Genomic DNA, 17006 nt, shown 5'->3' with positions numbered 1-17006 from the left:
TGCCTTTTACTCTTGTATATTAATTTTTAGCGGCTGCGAAAGCAGACAATAAAATGATCATATATGGGGGAAGTTTATGGCTGAATTAGTCAGAGTTGCGGTTGATGCAATGGGCGGCGACAATGCACCTTTTGTTACAGTAAAGGGAGCAGTCGACGCAGTTAATGAGAGCAGTAACCTCAAGGTGTTCCTGGTAGGTAAGGAAGATAAGGTTAACGAAGAGCTCTCCAAATATACCTACGACAAATCACGAATTGAAGTTGTTAACGCAACTGAAGAAATTGAAATGGCCGAACCACCTGTTATGGCCATCAGAACCAAGAAGGATTCGTCTATTGTCAAGGCTATGTACATGGTTAACCATGGTGAGGCTGATGCATACGTTTCAGCCGGAAGTACAGGAGCTACACTTGTAGGCGGCCAGGTAATAGTAGGAAGGCTTAAGGGCGTGGACAGAGCACCTCTTGCTCCGCTCATTCCCACAGAGAAGGGACAGTCACTTCTTATCGACTGCGGTGCCAACGTGGATGCCAGATCCAATCACCTGGTTCAGTTTGCCAAGATGGGAACCGTTTATATGGAGAATATCATGGGCAAGAAGAATCCTACGGTTGCCATTGTCAATATCGGCGCCGAGGAAGAGAAGGGTAATGCACTTGTTAAGGAGACATTCCCACTTCTTAAGAATTGCCCGGATATTAACTTTATCGGAAGTATTGAGGCCAGGGATATACCTGCAGGATATGCTGATATCATCGTATGTGAAGCTTTTACCGGAAATGTTATTCTTAAAATGTACGAAGGTGTAGCCAAGTCTTTGATGCATGTCATCAAGGCCAGCCTTATGAGCAGCTTGAAGACCAAGATCGGAGCTCTTTTGATCAAGAAGGATCTGAAGGTGACTCTTTCCAATTACAGTATGGATAAGTACGGCGGAGCTCCTATGCTGGGACTTAAGGGACTTGTAGTTAAGACTCACGGAAGCGCTAATGATGTTGAGGTCAAGAACTCAATAATTCAGTGCGTAGATTTTACTGAGCAAAAAATTAGCGAAAAAATCAGTGAAAAGCTTGCATAAAGATAATTTTACTGATACAAATATATAAGCAAAACGCTTAAAAGGAACGGAGATTATTATGGAATTTGAGAAGATGAAAGAAGTTATAGCTAATGTACTGAATGTGGATCCTGAGGAGATCACCCTTGATACTACATTTACAGAGGATCTTGGGGCAGATTCTCTCGATCTTTTCCAGATCATCATGGGACTTGAGGATGAGTTTGACGTTCAGATCGATCCTGAGAAGACAGAAAACATCACAACAGTTGGCGAAGCCGTTGAGCTTTTGAAGACTGCAATCTCAGGCAAATAATAAACTATAATAATTGACTTTGGGATGAGGCAGGGGTGACTTGCCTCATTTTCTTTATTATGGATAGCGCAAGGCTGTATATAATAAAGAAACATGCAAAGCGGAAAGGATAATTATGCTTAGCGAACAGGAAATCAGAAGCTTTGAGGAGAAAATCGGCTACACCTTCAAGGACAAGGCTCTTTTGATACAGGCCTTTACCCATAGCTCTTTGGTTAATGAGCAGAAGATCAACAAGAAACCGGATTATGAGAGGCTTGAGTTTCTTGGGGATGCGGTACTTGAGATGCTCTCCAGCGAGTTTCTTTTCAAGAACTATCCGGACAAAAAAGAGGGACAGATGAGCAAAATCAGAGCTTCTCTTGTGTGTGAACCGGCCCTTGCTTACGACGCGGAGGCCCTTGACCTTAAGAGCTACATTCAGCTTGGAAAGGGAGAGGAGGCCACAGGTGGAAGAAATAAGGAGTCTATAATCGCCGATGTTATGGAAGCGGTCATAGGTGCGCTTTTCCTTGATGGCGGAATCGAGCAGTCCAAGAGATTTGTGGACAGCTATGTCCTTACAAACGTAGAGAGCATGCAGATGTTCAGCGACAGCAAGTCTATATTGCAGGAACTTGTACAGGGGGGAGACCTGGGACAAATCCGTTATGAAATTTGTGGCGAAAGTGGTCCTGAACATGATAAAATATTTAAGACGTGCGTTTATATCGGAGAAAAGAATTTTGGAGAGGGGACAGGAAAAACCAAGAAGGCAGCTGAGCAGAAGGCTGCTTATCAGGCGATTCTTGCATTGAAGAAGTAAAGATTAATGTATTTAAAGAGTATTGAAGTGCATGGGTTCAAATCCTTTGCAAATAAGATAAAATTTGATTTTCACAATGGTATCACCGGAATCGTTGGTCCTAACGGCTCCGGTAAGAGTAATGTAGCGGATGCTGTTCGTTGGGTATTGGGCGAACAGCGTATCAAGCAGCTTCGAGGCGGCTCTATGCAGGATGTAATCTTTTCGGGCACAGAGCTGAGGAAGCCCCTTGGCTATGCTTACGTTGCCATCACTTTGGACAATTCAGATCATTCCCTGGCAATTGATTATGATGAGGTGACCGTATCAAGGCGCCTGTACAGATCCGGCGAGAGCGAGTACATGATTAATGGTGCTTCCTGTCGTCTTAAAGACGTTAATGAGCTTTTTATGGATACAGGTATCGGTAAAGAGGGTTATTCCATCATCGGACAGGGCCAGATCGATCAGATCCTTTCCAGTAAGCCTGAGGACAGACGTAACCTTTTTGACGAGGCTGCCGGAATTGTTAAGTTTAAGTCCAGAAAAGAGACAGCTATCAAGAAGCTTGAGGAAGAGAAGATCAACCTCACACGTCTTAGCGATATTTTATCCGAGCTTGAAAAGCAGATAGGTCCTTTGGAGAAACAGTCCGAGGTGGCTAAGGAGTTCCTCAAATACAGAGATCGTCTTAAAACCCTCGATGTTAACATGTTTCTTTTGGAGAATAAGAATCAGAATAAGCTCCTTGAAGAGACTTCCGCCAATCTTGAGAATGCAACTGTAGAACTGGAAGAAGCCAAGGCGGGCTATGAGAAGGCAAGGGAAGAATATGACAGTATTCAGACCAAGCTGACAGAAGTAGATAAGGGTATTGATGAAGCGAGGGCCAAGATTACGGATTCCTCTGTTCAGAAAGAAAAGCTTGAAGGCCAGATAGGTATCCTTAATGAGAAAATCAAGGCTGCATCAACCAATGATGAACATTTCAGAACCAGACAGAAGGATGAAGAAGCCAAGATCGAGGCAAGAAACCTTGAGCTTGATAAATATCTCGAGGAAAAGGAGGAGATTGACAAGGAAGCAGCATCTCTTTCCGCAGATCGTAATGAAGCAAGAAAAGAGCTGGACAGAGTAATTGGTCAGATCAGTTCCATAAACGACGAGATTGAAGAATGCAAGAGCACAATTATCGAAACCCTGGGGTCAAGGGCTACAATCAAGTCTAAGCTCAGTTCCCTTGATACCATGACCGAACAGGTCAAGATCAGAAAGGCAGAGCTTACGGGCAAGCTCGTAAGAGCCCGTTCAGACGAAAGCAAGCAGGAAGAAACCATCAAGAAACTCAGAGATGAATTCGACAAGATAACTGCCGAGATTTCTGAGATGAACAAGAAGCAGAAGTCTACCGATGCTGAGATTGTTTCAATCAGAGAGGAAATGACCAGGAAGGATACCGAGCTTCGTAAGACCCAGGAGCTCTATCAGATGGAGAAGGCCAAGCTTGCATCCATTTCCAACATTACAGAGCGCTACGAAGGTTATGGCGGCAGCGTCAAGAAGGTCATGGAGAGGAAGGATGACACCAAGGGAATCATAGGTGTTGTTGCCGATATCATCAAGACTGAGAAAAAGTATGAGACAGCTATTGAGGTGGCTCTTGGCGGAAACATCCAGAACATCGTTACCGATGATGAGGATACAGCCAAGAAAATGATCGCCTATCTTAAAGAGACCAAGGCAGGAAGAGCAACATTCCTTCCTCTTACAGCCCTGGATAATCCTCCGGAGCTTAAAGCCAAGGAGGCTCTTGAGGAACCCGGAGTTCTGGGTATGGCTGATGAGCTTGTTACCACGGATCCCAAGTACAAGGCTGTTGCCAAGGCTATGCTGGGACGAATCGTAGCAGTAGATAACATTGACAATGCGGTTAAGATCGCAAGGAAATACAAATATACCGTCAGAATGGTAACTCTTGAAGGTGAACTTCTTGTTCCCGGCGGTGCCATCAGCGGCGGTGCCTTCAAGAACACCAGCAATCTTCTCAGCAGAAGACGTGAACTGGAAGAGCTTGAGAAGCAGGTTAAAGAGGCCAGAGACAAAATAGAATCTCTTCAGAAGGAAATAGCTGACCTCAAGGAGAAGAGAAATTCGCTCAGAACTCTTTCGGAAGAATTAAGATCTGAGCTTCAGGGCAAATTCATCGCTCAGAACACAGCCCGTTTAAATGTTGCTAACGAAGAGGCAAGACAGGAAGAACAGAAGGGTAACTACACTGATCTTAAGGCTGAGAGTGATGAGATTGAAGGCAAGATTCAGGAGATAAACAAGGACAGAGAAGAGGCGCTTGCTTCATTATCAGAGTCCGAAGAGCTTGAGAAGAGCTGTGCCGAGAAGGTAGAAAAATTCCAGAAGGAACTTGAGGGACTTCATGTTATTGAAGAACAGGAGAACGCCAAGGTTTCCAAATGGGATATCCAATATGAGAAGGTTGCTCAGAATCAGGGCTTCCAGCAGCAGAATATTGATCGTGTTAAGGAAGAGATTGCCAATGAGACCAAGGCACTTCAGGAAATCATAGATTCCTTAAAGAGCAATGAAGAAAGCCTTAATCAGAGCAAGAAGGATATCGAGCAGATAAGACTTACCATAGAGGCTTCCGTAGATGCTTCATCCGCTGCCAACAAGGAACTGGATACATTGAAGGAGGAGAAGCAGAAACTCTCCGAGGCCCAGAAAGAATTTTTTGACAAGACCCAGAAACTTAACGAGCAGATGTCATCACTGGACAGAGAGGTTACAAGACTTACCTCCAAGAAAGAAAAATGCCAGGAAAACATCGATGGTCAGATCAATTACATGTGGAGTCAGTATGAGATCACACTGTCCGACGCTGCTGAGATGAGGGATGAAGAGATGGATGATGTTCCCGCTATGAAGAGGGAGATCGGATCTCTTAAGGAATCCATCAAAAAGCTGGGAGACGTCAATGTCAATGCGATTGAGGACTACAAGAACCTTATGGAGAGATATACCTTCATGAAGACTCAGCATGACGATCTCATTGCGGCTGAGGAGCAGCTTAAAGGTATTATTCAGGATCTTGATGAATCCATGAGGAAACAGTTCAGGGAACAGTTTGACAGGATAAATGTGGAATTCGACAAGGTATTCAAGGAGATGTTCGGAGGCGGTAAGGGTACTCTTGAACTCAACGAAGAGGAGGATATTCTTGAAGCGGGCATCAGAATCAATGCTCAGCCGCCGGGAAAGAAGCTTGTTAACATGATGCAGATGTCCGGTGGAGAGAAGGCTCTTACGGCAATAGCGCTTCTTTTTGCGATTCAGAACCTTAAGCCTTCGCCCTTCTGTCTTTTGGATGAGATCGAGGCGGCCCTTGACGAAAACAACGTCGTTCGTTTCGCTAAGTATCTTCACAAACTTTCCAGTACGCAGTTCATTGTAATTACACATCGTCGTGGTACAATGGAGAGTGCTGACAGACTGTATGGTATTACCATGCAGGAAAAGGGCGTATCAACTCTGGTTAGTGTTAATCTTATAGACAAGGAGCTGACAAACTAATGGCAGGTAATTTTTTTGCAAAACTCCAGCAGGGACTTTCCAAGACCCGTGACAATATAGCTAAGGGAATTGACAATGTATTCAGCGGATTTTCCTCTATTGATGATGATTTTTATGAGGAGCTGGAAGAGACTCTCATAATGGGAGATATCGGAATCAATGCCACCAGCAAGATCATGGACAGGCTTCGCGAGCAGGTCAAGGAGGAGCATGTTAAGGATCCCGCTTCCTGCAAGGAACTGCTTATTAAAAATATCCGTGAGCAGATGAAAACCGCTGAGGATGCTTACGATTTCGAAGATAAAAAGAGCATTATATTTGTAATTGGTGTAAACGGAGTAGGCAAGACCACTTCTGTAGGCAAGCTTGCAGCTATTTTTAAGAACAAAGGTAAAAAGGTTCTTATAGCTGCCGCTGATACTTACAGAGCGGCAGCAACAGAGCAGCTTCGTGAGTGGGCTGACAGAGCCGGAGCGCCAATCATCACCGGCAAAGAGGGCGGAGATCCTGCCAGTGTTATTTATGATGCTGTTGGTGCCTTCAAGGCAAGAGATTGTGACATTTTGATCGTTGATACGGCAGGAAGACTCCATAACAAGAAGAATCTTATGGAAGAACTTGCCAAGATGAACAGGATTATTGATAAAGAACTTCCGGGTATCTGCAGAGAGAACTTCATAGTTCTTGACGGCACCACCGGTCAGAACGCCATTATGCAGGCAAGAGAATTTGGTGAGGCTGCGAGCCTTACGGGAATTATTCTTACCAAGCTGGATGGAACGGCCAAGGGCGGAATTGCTGTTGCAATAGTGTCAGAGCTTAATATACCCGTTAAGTACATTGGAGTCGGAGAGGCTATAGACGATCTGGAGCGCTTTGATTCCGAGCAGTTTGTAGACGCACTTTTTTCCTGAAAAATGGAATTGATATAGTGGAACAAATTACAAATAGGAAATGGGGAGTAGAAGATGTCGCAGGATAAAATGACTTTGGAAAAATTTGAAGAAGCATACGAAGATGTGAAAAAAGTAACTCTTGAGACCAAGCTGATTTTCAGTGATTACTGGTCAAATATGACCGGTAATAAGGTATATCTTAAGCCTGAAAATCTCCAGAGAACAGGTGCTTACAAGGTTAGAGGCGCTTATTACAAGATAACGACTCTTTCCGATGAAGAGAGGAGCAAAGGCCTTATTACCGCTTCTGCCGGGAATCACGCCCAGGGCGTTGCGTATGCTGCTAAGTGCTACGGCGTTAAGGCTACTATTGTTATGCCTACTTCAACACCTCTTATCAAGGTTAACAGGACCAAGGCTCTTGGAGCAGAGGTGGTTCTTCACGGCAATGTTTACGACGAGGCTTATGAGAAGGCTCTTGAACTGGCCAAAGAGCATGGCTATACTCTGGTTCATCCTTTTGATGATCTTGATGTTGCCACTGGTCAGGGAACCATCGCAATGGAGATAATCAAGGAACTTCCCACCGTTGATTATATTCTTGTTCCCATCGGAGGAGGCGGACTTGCTACAGGCGTTTCCACACTGGCCAAGCTCCTTAATCCCAAGATCAAGGTTATCGGTGTTGAGCCTGCCGGTGCTAACTGCATGCAGGAGTCGTTAAAGGCAGGTCATGTTGTGACACTTCCCGGAGTTAATACAATTGCAGACGGTACAGCTGTTAAGACACCGGGTGAGAAGATATTCCCCTATATATCCAAGTATATTGATGATATAATTACAGTACCCGATGAAGATCTCGTGGTTTCTTTCCTGGATATGGTTGAGAATCACAAGATGGTAGTTGAGAATTCAGGACTTCTGTCTGTTGCAGCTCTCAAACAGCTTAATTGCAAGGATAAGAAGATCGCCTGCGTCCTTTCCGGCGGCAACATGGATATTATCACCATGTCTTCCGTAGTTCAGCAGGGACTTATCATGAGAGACAGAATCTTTACTGTTTCCGTACTTCTTCCCGACAAGCCGGGAGAACTCTCAAGAGTTTCCGGTATTATCGCCAAGGTGAACGGAAATGTCATCAAGCTTGAGCACAACCAGTTCGTTTCAATTAACAGAAGCGCAGCAGTTGAGCTCAGGATTACACTGGAAGCCTTTGGTACAGAGCACAAGAATCAGATTCTTGAGACTCTCGAGGTCAACGGCTTTAAACCAAAAATTGTAAGGACAAATATTTAATTTTTTTATGAATAACAATAGAATAAGCGCACGGAAAAGAGTACGAGAGTACGTTATCATAACCTTTGCAGCAATCCTCTACGGCTTTGGGACCAGTTTGCTGATTGATCCCAACAATCTGGCGCCGGGAGGCATGACAGGTCTTGCTATCTGTCTGAACAGGCTTTTTAACATTGGAACAGGTATGTGGTTTCTGATTATGAATATACCACTTCTTATCATTGCAATCTGGAAGTTTGGCATTAGATTTACTCTTTCCACTATTTATGCTACTTCAATGATCTCAGTGGCCACGGATTTTTGCACGAAGTTCTTTTCGGATTATGTAATTTACGACAAGATTCTTGCAGTGATCTTTGGGAGCGCTGCTACCGCAGTGGCCATTGGCCTTATTTTTAAGTGTCATGCCACCAGCGGCGGTACAGATATCATTATTAAGCTCCTGAGGCTCAGATATCCGCATATCAAGACCGGAGCGCTGTATGTGCTTACTGATATGGTGGTTCTTATCATAGCGGCCATTGTATTTGATGATATTGCAGCTGCGCTTTATTCATTTATGTCTGTGCTGGTAACGTCTGTTGTGGTTGATTTTGTATTATACGGCAGAGACGGAGCCAAGCTCATCTACATCATTTCAGACAAACCCGATATTATCACCGCAAGACTGCTGGAGGAACTTGATGCCGGCGTCACCCATGTAATCGGCAAGGGCGCTTACAGCGGTGAAGACAAAAAAGTAATCATGTGTGCAATCAAAAAGAGACTTTCACCCATGGCTGAGGATATCGTCAGAGATGAGGATCCAAACGCATTTATGATAGTCTCCAGTGCAAGCGAAATATTTGGTGAAGGCTACAAGAGTTATTTTGACGAGAGAATGTAAACTATGAGTAATGTTTCACTGGAATCAAGAGAACGCAGAGGCGTTAGAAATACACACAATATTATTTCCATAATCTTTCTTAGCCTGGTGGCGCTTTTGGCGCTGTCCTTCAGTGTTGTCCTTCTTATCAGGAATGCTACGATCCAAAGAGAAGAGGACGCTGTAAAAAGTGAACTTGAAGCCATCACTGCGGAGGGCCATTATACCACCGCTGAGACTGAGAAAATGGTTGAAGAGGCTAAGAATCTGGGCGCTGAAGAGGAAGCCAGGACCATAAGAAAGAGTATTCAGGAGAAACTTGAAAACGGGGATGGCACCACATCTGCCATAAGATCTCTTTTCCCTGATCAGATGGTTGTGGCAAGCTCCGGAAGATACTACTTTTTCCCAATTCTTGATTCTATTGAAAAACACGGCTTTTCTGCTGATGATTTCGAGATCAATGATAGAGGCCTTCTGGAATACAAGGGGAGTGATACTTCTTTTTCTTTCAAAAGTGGCATTGACGTATCCAGGTTCCAGGGCGAGATTGACTGGGAAAAGGTTAAAAACGCCGGAGTTGACTTTGCTATTATCAGGGCTGGACTTCGCGGAACAACTGAAGGTAAGCTCCTTGTAGATGATTATTTCGAATATAATATCAAGAATGCTACCGAGAATGGCATAGAAGTAGGAGTTTACTTCTACTCACAGGCAGTCAATGCGGAAGAAGCAAAAGAAGAGGTTCAGATGGTTCTTGATCTTATTGAGCCCTATAAGGTTACATTCCCTGTAGTTATCGATATAGAATCGGCTGATTCTGATTCTGCAAGGACTGTTGATATGACCAGCGATCAGTACGAACTGGTTGCAAAGACATTTTGCGACACCGTAAGACAGGCAGGATATGAGCCAATGATATACGGCAATGTCAAATCGTTTACCTTGTTGATGGACGCTGCCGATGTGGATGAATACGGAATATGGATAGCATATTACGGAACACCGCTGTATTATCCCTATCACTTTGATATCTGGCAATACTCATCAACCGGACAGATTGATGGAATTGACGGAAATGTTGACCTTAATATTTGTGTGACTGACTATTGATAACAATACTACTTAGAATATTATGAGCAAAAACAGGGAATTTGATTCATCCTTAAGCTTTGAGGACTATGAGCAGAAGGGATATCTGAATCAGGACTTTAGGTTCTTTCATATAAAGAATCGTGAAAAACTGGATATACCGTACCACTATCATGATTTTGACAAACTTATTCTGGTACTGGGCGGCAAAGTTAAGTATCTTATCGAAGGGCGAGAGTATGAGCTCTTGCCCTTCGATTTTGTGCTGGTTAACAGAAATCTGATCCATAAACCTGTGGTAGAGAGCTCCGATGACGAATATGACAGGATAATTCTTTATCTGAATCATGATTTCCTTAGTAAGTATGAGCTTACCGATGCTTTCAAGAAAACCAGGGAGCTTGGCAGCTATGTGGTAAGATTTCCCGCAGCTATCAGTACGGAAGTGCTTGAACTCTTTTCCAAGATTGAGGAAGATATAGCGGTTGAGGATAGTTCTTATGCAGGCAGGTTAATGACAAGACTTGATGTTCTCAAGGCACTTATATGTTTTAACCGTGCATGTATCCAGGAGGATTTTGGGTTCAAACCGGAGGCAAGATATAACAGGAAGGTTATAGAGATTATCGAATTTATTATGGATAACCTCGGAAATGACCTTTCGATAGATTTTCTTGCAGATCATTTTTATATGAGCAAGTATCACATGATGCGAATATTCAAGAATGAAACGGGATATTCCATTCATCAATATATTTCGGAAAAGAGGATTCTGAAGGCCAGAAACCTTATAATGTCCGGAACTCCGGCAACAAATGCTTGTGTGGACTGTGGCTTTAGGGATTATTCCACCTTCAGCAGGGCTTTCAAGAACCAACTCGGAGTTCTTCCTTCTGAAGTGAAAATATAAGAAAATCCAGTAAATACTGCAATTTGCAAGTGTCAAGAAAAAATACTTGACACTTGTTTTTGTTTTATGTAATATATCATTTGTGTTATTTGCGGAATGAATGATTTTTAGTTTGAGGCATGCAACTATATGAAACAGATCGTAGAGCAGGGCCTGCTGTATGATTTTTATGGCGAGCTGCTGACAGAACATCAGAAAAAGATATATGAAGCCGCCGTATATGAGGATATGTCTCTTACTGAGATTGCTGATGAGAACGGTATCAGCAAGCAGGGAGTACATGATCTTATCAAGAGATGTACAAATACCTTGCAGGGCTATGAGGACAGACTTCACATGATCAGACGCTTTGAGGCAATCAGGCTAAAGGCACAGGAGTTATCCGCACTTGCCGATGACCGGAATATTTCCGACACGGAATTCAGGAACAGACTTAAGAACATTTCGGGCGTTATTATAGAGGAGCTTACATAACAGATGGCTTTTGAAAGTCTTACAGATAAATTACAAAATGCGTTTAAGAACCTTAAGAGCAAGGGAAGGCTTACTGAAGATGATGTTAAGCTTGCCCTCAAGGAAGTCAAGATGGCTCTTTTGGAAGCTGACGTAAGTTTCAAGGTTGTTAAACAGTTTATTTCAGCCGTTCAGGAGAGAGCAATAGGCGAAGATGTGCTTAACGGACTCAATCCTGCACAGATGGTTATCAAGATAGTTAATGAAGAGATGGTCAAGCTCATGGGATCCGAGACCACAGAGATCACTCTTCAGGACAGTAAATATATCACTGTTATCATGATGTGCGGTCTTCAGGGTGCCGGTAAAACTACCACAGCAGCCAAGCTTGCCGGCAAGTTTAAACAGAAGGGCAGAAAACCTCTTCTTGTTGCCTGTGATATATACAGACCTGCCGCTATCGATCAGCTCGAAATTAACGCCAAGAAACAGGAAGTAGAGTTCTTCTCAATGGGCACGGATGTGAACCCTGTTAAGATTGCAACTTCCGCTATGGATTATGCCAAGGAAAAAGGCTTAAATATTGTGATTTTAGATACCGCCGGCCGTCTGCAGATTGACGAAGCCATGATGAAGGAGCTTCGCGATATCAAGGATGCCATTGCGGTTCATCATACAATACTTGTTGTGGATGCTATGACCGGTCAGGACGCAGTCAACGTCGCTGAGGAGTTTAATGAGAAGGTCGGCATCAATGAGATCATCCTTTCCAAGATGGATGGTGATACCAGAGGCGGTGCTGCTCTTTCAACCAAGGCAGTTACCGGCAAGCCCATTGTATTTGTGGGTATGGGAGAGAAACTTTCAGATCTTGAGCAGTTCTATCCCGACAGAATGGCCAGTCGTATCCTGGGAATGGGAGATGTGCTGAGCCTAATTGACAAGGCTGTTGAAGCCAATGCAGAACGCGACATCGAAAAAGACCGCGAGATGGCCCAGAAGATGAAAAAGGGCAAGATCGACTTTGAGATGTACCTTGAGAGTATGAAGGCTATGCGCAATATGGGCGGCCTTTCATCAATAATGGGAATGCTCCCCGGAATGGGCAAGATAAGTGATGACCAGCTTCCTGATGAGAAGCAGCTTGCAAGAATGGAAGCAATCGTTCTTTCCATGACACCACAGGAGAGACAGAATCCCAAGCTAATGTCACCTCAGCGCAAACATCGTATTGCTAAAGGCTCAGGTAATGATATCGCTGATGTTAACCGTTTTATCAAGCAGTTTGAGCAGATGCAGAAGATGATGAAGCAGATGCCCGGACTTATGGGCAAAAAGGGTGGCCTTGGAAGACTTGGCGGTCTTGGTAAGTTCCCGGGAGGCGGAAGATTTTTCTAAATCCCATATATATTCATAACGATATGTTCGCAGCTTAATCGCTGTTTCATACATATAAAAACTATTATCTATCTTATATTTATTTAATGGAGGAAATTTAAAATGGCAGTAAAGATCAGATTAAAGAGAATTGGTAAGAAGAAGGTTCCTTTCTACAGAATCATCGTTTCTGATTCAAAGTTCCCTGTACAGGGTAAGTTCATCGAGGAGATCGGAACTTATGATCCTAACACAGATCCCAGCACTGTAAAGGTTGACGAGGAGCTCGCTAAGAAGTGGCTTTCAAACGGTGCTCAGCCTACAGAGTCTGTTGCTAAGCTTTTCAAGCAGGCCGGCATTCAGAAGTGATAAATACTTATTCTGAATAAGTATTATTCTTTTTTCACTAATAATTTGTCGGAGGATGAGCAATGAAAGAATTAGTCGAAGTAATCGCTAAGGCGCTTGTTGACAATCCTTCAGAAGTAATAGTTACTGAGAAGACTGATGGGCGCAATATTTTGATCGAGCTTCATGTTGCACCTTCAGACATGGGCAAGGTAATTGGCAAACAGGGCCGTATCGCAAAAGCTATACGTGCAGTTGTAAAGGCAGCTTCAACAAGAGAAAACTTAAAGGTTGACGTTGAGATTGTCTAAATAAGATTTTCAGAGTCGAATAGGGCAACAGCTTTATTCGGCTCTTATCACATAAGAGATTATTTATGAATTTTCATGTTATGACACTTTTTCCCGAGATGATAGAACAGGGGCTTTCCAACAGTATTACCGGAAGAGCCAAGGATAAAGGATATATATCCTTTAATGCGATCAATATAAGGGATTATTCAGCAGACTATAAACACCATAAGGTGGATGATTATACATATGGAGGCGGTGCCGGTATGCTTATGCAGGCACAGCCTATTTATGATTGTTTTCAGGCAATAAATGAAGAAATTAAAAAAAACTCCGATACAGCGCCCAGGGTTATATATGTAACTCCCCAGGGCAGTGTTTTTAACCAGAGCATGGCTCAGGAGCTTGCCCGGGAAGAGAATCTTATCTTTCTCTGCGGACATTATGAAGGCGTTGATGAGAGAGTACTGGAGGAAATTGTAACGGACTACATTTCCATTGGTGATTATGTACTGACGGGAGGGGAACTTCCTGCAATGGTAATGATAGATGCTATTTCCAGACTTGTTCCCGGAGTTCTTAATAATGACGAATCCGCCATGACAGAGAGCTTTAATAACAACCTTCTGGAATATCCACAGTATTCAAGACCGGAGGAATGGATGGGCAAAAAAGTGCCTGCAATTCTTCTGTCCGGCGATCACAAGAAGGTAGATGAATGGCGACTTGAGCAGTCGATTATTAGAACAAAAGAAAGACGTCCTGATCTATATGAAAAATGGCTTGCGGAGAACCCGCCAAAGCCCGAGAAACCTAAGAGGAAAAGGCGCAAGAAGTCAGCTGCGGCTGAGACTACAGATAATGCAGATATAAATTCGCAGACAGAAGCCGGCGGTATTGCGGCAGAAGCTTGTGAGTCAGAGAATAATGAGGAAAAGAAATGACAGAGAGATTTCAGGTTGGAGTAATTGCATCAACGCACGGACTTAAGGGAGAAGTTAATGTATTTCCCACAACAGAGGATTCCGAAAGATTTAAGAAGCTCAAAAAGGTGACTCTTACTACACAAAGAGGTGAAAACATAGAGCTTGATGTGGAGAGTGCCAGGTTTTTTAAAAAGTTTGTTATTGTAAAGTTCAAACAGTTCAACGATATCAATGAAGTTGAAAAGTTCAAGAGCTGCGAACTTACAATCGATCGCAAGGACGCTCTTAAACTTGAACCCGGTGAATATTACTGCGCTGATCTTATCGGCCTTGATGTTGTGGATGAAGAGGGGAAGGTACTTGGTAATATCACAGATATTCTTCAGACAGGCGCCAATGATGTGTATGAGATGACAAGGGATGATAACTCTGAGAAGGTATATATTCCTGCCATTAAGGATTGCATCAGGGAGGTATCTCCCGATGAGGGCAAGATTGTGATTCATGTGATGGAAGGCTTGATGTAATTTAATATTATTTCGTAGTAATAATAATACTTTAAGAATTAATGACATTTATTGTTAAATGAATTATAATTATTGTTGCGAGTTATTTGAAAATATCGGCAAATAATTATAATTATTACGGAGTTTAGATATGGTTGATTACACAGAAGGGGCTGGATATCAGTACCATACTCATGTCAAGAAGGGGGATATTGGACGTTATGTCATTCTAACCGGCGATCCCGGAAGATGTGAGTCTATTTCACATCTGTTTGATAATCCCAGATTTGTAGCATATAACAGAGAGTACAATACATATACAGGAACTCTTGACGGAGAGCTTGTTACCGTTATGTCTCATGGTATTGGCGGTGCTTCAACTGCAATTGCTGTTGAAGAGCTGCATAAATGCGGTGCGGACACTTTTATCAGGATGGGAACTTCCGGAGGAATGCAGGATGATATTGTAGGTGGTGATATTGTTATCGCCTCAGGTGCTATCCGTGCGGAAGGAACCTCCAAGGAGTATGCACCTATCGAGTATCCTGCAGTAGCATCCTTTGAGGTTGTTAATGCGCTGGTTCAGGGAGCTCAGACAGCCGGTGCCAACTATCATGTAGGCGTTGTACAGTGTAAGGACTCATTCTTTGGACAGCACGAGCCTGAGACCAAGCCTGTGGGACACGAGCTTTTGTGGAAATGGGATGCATGGATCAAGTGTGGAGCTCTTTGCTCTGAGATGGAATCATCTACACTTTTTATTGTCGGTAATTATCTCAGATGCAGAACCGGAGCGGTAATGCTTGTTGTTGCCAATCAGGAGAGGGCCAAGAAAGGACTTCCCAATCCTCAGGTCCATGAGATGGATATGGTCTACAAGACCACAATAGACGCAGTAAGACGTCTGATAGCCATGGATAAAGCCTGAAAAGGTTTTATTATACAAGTCAATCTGACAAACCAAACAAATGGAGGGAAATTATGAAAAAGAAAATTTTAGCAGTTCTTATGGCTGCAACAATGGTTTCTTCTCTCGTAGCATGCGGATCATCTGACAATACCGCACCTGCTACTGAGGAAACTGCAACTGAGGCACCTGCCGCAGAAGAGGCTCCCGCAGCCGAGACACCTGCAGATTCTGCAGACGCAACAGCAGCTCCTGCTGATACAGCAGCTGCTTCAGACATGAAGGTAGCAATGGTTACAGACTACGGCGATATCACAGACCAGTCTTTCAACCAGTCTACTTACGAAGCTTGTAAGGCATTTGGTGAGGCTAACGGCGTTGACTTCACATACTACAAGCCAGAAGGCGATTCTGATGCAGAGCGTGTTGCCATGATCGACAAGGCAGTTGCTGACGGATACAATGTAATCGTTATGCCCGGTTATGCATTTGCAGGCGCTATCAAAGAGACAGCAGAGATTTATCCTGATGTTAAGTTCGTTGCTCTTGATGTTTCTGAGTATGACCTTGAGGGTGATGATTCAGACTTCAACAACCAGACATACGCTAACGTATTCTCAGCTGTATACCAGGAAGAGCTTCCCGGATACATGGCTGGTTACGCAGCAGTAAAGATGGGTTACACTAAGCTTGGTTTCCTTGGCGGTATGGCAGTTCCTGCTGTTATCCGTTATGGATATGGTTTCGTACAGGGTGCTGACGCTGCAGCTGCAGAGCTTGGTGCTGATGTAGAAATCAACTATGCTTACGGTAACCAGTTCTATGGTGATGCTGATATCACAGCTGCTATGGATACATGGTATCAGGGTGGCACAGAAGTAGTATTTGCTTGCGGTGGCGGTATCTTCACATCTGCTGCTGAGGCTGCTGCTAAGGTTGATGGTAAGGTTATCGGTGTTGACGTTGACCAGGCTGCTACAATCGATGGTCAGTTCGGCGCAGGCATGACAATCACATCTGCTATGAAGGGCCTTCAGGCTACAGTTCAGACACTTCTTTCAGCCATCAGAGATGGTCAGTGGGATTCTTATGCAGGACAGATCCAGAACCTTGGCCTTGTATCAGCTGATGATATGAGCCTTAACTATGTTGGACTTCCTGAGGCTACTACAGTTTGGACAGATACATTCTCTGCTGATGATTATAAGGCACTTGTTGCTGATATGGTTAACGGCAAGGTTTCTGTATCAAATGATTCTTCAGCTGAGCAGCCTTCTGCTACAACAGCTAAGATCAACTTCCAGGGCAACATTAAGTAATTTAAGTTGTTAATACGCGCATATCTGCGCTTGCAAGGGCCGGCGGATTCATAGTCTACCGGCCTTTTTTCCAAATATA

Annotated in this window: 17 protein-coding genes; all 17 read left to right on the top strand. The window is 43.6% G+C overall.

Translation table 11 applies throughout. The features are described 5' to 3' along the window. Positions 1–76 precede the first annotated feature (76 nt). The 17 genes from plsX to G588_RS0102645 all read left to right on the top strand — a co-directional run bounded on the left by plsX (position 77) and on the right by G588_RS0102645 (position 16927). Complete coding sequence (gene plsX / locus G588_RS0102725) at positions 77–1078, top strand: phosphate acyltransferase PlsX (RefSeq protein WP_022777228.1); 1002 nt, start codon at positions 77–79, stop codon at positions 1076–1078. Positions 1079–1136: 58 nt separating this feature from the next. Further along, complete coding sequence (gene acpP / locus G588_RS0102720) at positions 1137–1373, top strand: acyl carrier protein (RefSeq protein WP_022777227.1); 237 nt, start codon at positions 1137–1139, stop codon at positions 1371–1373. Positions 1374–1488: 115 nt separating this feature from the next. Then, on the top strand, positions 1489–2178 hold the full coding sequence (gene rnc, locus G588_RS0102715) for a ribonuclease III (RefSeq protein ID WP_022777226.1): 690 nt from the start codon (positions 1489–1491) through the stop codon (positions 2176–2178). Between the two features lie 6 nt (positions 2179–2184). Beyond that, positions 2185–5742: a chromosome segregation protein SMC gene (gene smc / locus G588_RS0102710; protein WP_022777225.1), complete on the top strand. Its 3558-nt coding sequence runs from the start codon at positions 2185–2187 to the stop codon at positions 5740–5742. Beyond that, positions 5742–6656 (top strand): signal recognition particle-docking protein FtsY, encoded by a 915-nt coding sequence (gene ftsY / locus G588_RS0102705; RefSeq protein WP_022777224.1) that lies wholly within the window; start codon positions 5742–5744, stop codon positions 6654–6656. The genes smc and ftsY overlap by 1 nt, the downstream gene beginning before the upstream one ends. A 54-nt stretch (positions 6657–6710) precedes the next feature. Continuing rightward, entirely contained in the window at positions 6711–7934 is a 1224-nt protein-coding gene (gene ilvA, locus G588_RS0102700) for a threonine ammonia-lyase (RefSeq protein ID WP_022777223.1), read from the top strand. Between the two features lie 7 nt (positions 7935–7941). Beyond that, entirely contained in the window at positions 7942–8820 is an 879-nt protein-coding gene (locus tag G588_RS0102695; protein ID WP_022777222.1) for a YitT family protein, read from the top strand. A gap of 3 nt (positions 8821–8823) precedes the next feature. After that, positions 8824–9912, top strand: a complete 1089-nt coding sequence (locus G588_RS18895; protein ID WP_022777221.1) for a glycoside hydrolase family 25 protein — start codon at positions 8824–8826, stop codon at positions 9910–9912. A 22-nt stretch (positions 9913–9934) separates the two neighbouring features. After that, positions 9935–10801, top strand: coding sequence for an AraC family transcriptional regulator (locus G588_RS0102685; RefSeq protein ID WP_022777220.1), 867 nt, complete (start codon positions 9935–9937; stop codon positions 10799–10801). Positions 10802–10930: 129 nt separating this feature from the next. Beyond that, a complete protein-coding gene (gene ylxM / locus G588_RS0102680) occupies positions 10931–11275 on the top strand; it encodes a YlxM family DNA-binding protein (protein ID WP_022777219.1) in 345 nt (114 codons plus the stop codon). 3 nt (positions 11276–11278) lie between these two features. Further along, positions 11279–12652, top strand: a complete 1374-nt coding sequence (gene ffh / locus G588_RS0102675; protein WP_022777218.1) for a signal recognition particle protein — start codon at positions 11279–11281, stop codon at positions 12650–12652. A gap of 102 nt (positions 12653–12754) precedes the next feature. After that, positions 12755–13000 (top strand): 30S ribosomal protein S16, encoded by a 246-nt coding sequence (rpsP, locus tag G588_RS0102670; RefSeq protein ID WP_022777217.1) that lies wholly within the window; start codon positions 12755–12757, stop codon positions 12998–13000. A 62-nt stretch (positions 13001–13062) separates the two neighbouring features. Then, a complete protein-coding gene (locus G588_RS0102665) occupies positions 13063–13290 on the top strand; it encodes a KH domain-containing protein (protein ID WP_022777216.1) in 228 nt (75 codons plus the stop codon). Between the two features lie 65 nt (positions 13291–13355). After that, a complete protein-coding gene (gene trmD / locus G588_RS18890) occupies positions 13356–14213 on the top strand; it encodes a tRNA (guanosine(37)-N1)-methyltransferase TrmD (RefSeq protein ID WP_022777215.1) in 858 nt (285 codons plus the stop codon). Further along, complete coding sequence (gene rimM, locus G588_RS0102655; RefSeq protein ID WP_022777214.1) at positions 14210–14722, top strand: ribosome maturation factor RimM; 513 nt, start codon at positions 14210–14212, stop codon at positions 14720–14722. The genes trmD and rimM overlap by 4 nt, the downstream gene beginning before the upstream one ends. 130 nt (positions 14723–14852) lie before the next feature. After that, positions 14853–15629: a uridine phosphorylase gene (gene udp / locus G588_RS0102650; protein ID WP_022777213.1), complete on the top strand. Its 777-nt coding sequence runs from the start codon at positions 14853–14855 to the stop codon at positions 15627–15629. A 53-nt stretch (positions 15630–15682) separates the two neighbouring features. Further along, a complete protein-coding gene (locus G588_RS0102645) occupies positions 15683–16927 on the top strand; it encodes a BMP family lipoprotein (protein ID WP_022777212.1) in 1245 nt (414 codons plus the stop codon). The last annotated feature ends 79 nt before the right edge of the window (positions 16928–17006 follow it).

The organism is Butyrivibrio sp. AE3009 (genome assembly GCF_000420845.1).
In the GTDB taxonomy this organism is placed as follows: domain Bacteria; phylum Bacillota; class Clostridia; order Lachnospirales; family Lachnospiraceae; genus Butyrivibrio.
Note: the sequence above shows the minus strand (reverse complement) of the source record. Positions and strands in the feature narration are given on the sequence as shown.

Excerpts from the sequence above, each read along its gene's own strand:
- G588_RS0102645 (WP_022777212.1), top strand. The coding sequence starts at position 15,683 with ATGAAAAAGAAAATTTTAGCAGTTCTTATGGCTGCAACAATGGTTTCT.
- rpsP (WP_022777217.1), top strand. The coding sequence starts at position 12,755 with ATGGCAGTAAAGATCAGATTAAAGAGAATTGGTAAGAAGAAGGTTCCT.
- ffh (WP_022777218.1), top strand. The coding sequence starts at position 11,279 with ATGGCTTTTGAAAGTCTTACAGATAAATTACAAAATGCGTTTAAGAAC.
- udp (WP_022777213.1), top strand. The coding sequence starts at position 14,853 with ATGGTTGATTACACAGAAGGGGCTGGATATCAGTACCATACTCATGTC.
- rnc (WP_022777226.1), top strand. The coding sequence starts at position 1,489 with ATGCTTAGCGAACAGGAAATCAGAAGCTTTGAGGAGAAAATCGGCTAC.
- G588_RS0102695 (WP_022777222.1), top strand. The coding sequence starts at position 7,942 with ATGAATAACAATAGAATAAGCGCACGGAAAAGAGTACGAGAGTACGTT.
- G588_RS18895 (WP_022777221.1), top strand. The coding sequence starts at position 8,824 with ATGAGTAATGTTTCACTGGAATCAAGAGAACGCAGAGGCGTTAGAAAT.
- G588_RS0102685 (WP_022777220.1), top strand. The coding sequence starts at position 9,935 with ATGAGCAAAAACAGGGAATTTGATTCATCCTTAAGCTTTGAGGACTAT.
- ilvA (WP_022777223.1), top strand. The coding sequence starts at position 6,711 with ATGTCGCAGGATAAAATGACTTTGGAAAAATTTGAAGAAGCATACGAA.
- G588_RS0102665 (WP_022777216.1), top strand. The coding sequence starts at position 13,063 with ATGAAAGAATTAGTCGAAGTAATCGCTAAGGCGCTTGTTGACAATCCT.
- rimM (WP_022777214.1), top strand. The coding sequence starts at position 14,210 with ATGACAGAGAGATTTCAGGTTGGAGTAATTGCATCAACGCACGGACTT.
- trmD (WP_022777215.1), top strand. The coding sequence starts at position 13,356 with ATGAATTTTCATGTTATGACACTTTTTCCCGAGATGATAGAACAGGGG.
- smc (WP_022777225.1), top strand. The coding sequence starts at position 2,185 with ATGTATTTAAAGAGTATTGAAGTGCATGGGTTCAAATCCTTTGCAAAT.
- plsX (WP_022777228.1), top strand. The coding sequence starts at position 77 with ATGGCTGAATTAGTCAGAGTTGCGGTTGATGCAATGGGCGGCGACAAT.
- ftsY (WP_022777224.1), top strand. The coding sequence starts at position 5,742 with ATGGCAGGTAATTTTTTTGCAAAACTCCAGCAGGGACTTTCCAAGACC.
- ylxM (WP_022777219.1), top strand. The coding sequence starts at position 10,931 with ATGAAACAGATCGTAGAGCAGGGCCTGCTGTATGATTTTTATGGCGAG.
- acpP (WP_022777227.1), top strand. The coding sequence starts at position 1,137 with ATGGAATTTGAGAAGATGAAAGAAGTTATAGCTAATGTACTGAATGTG.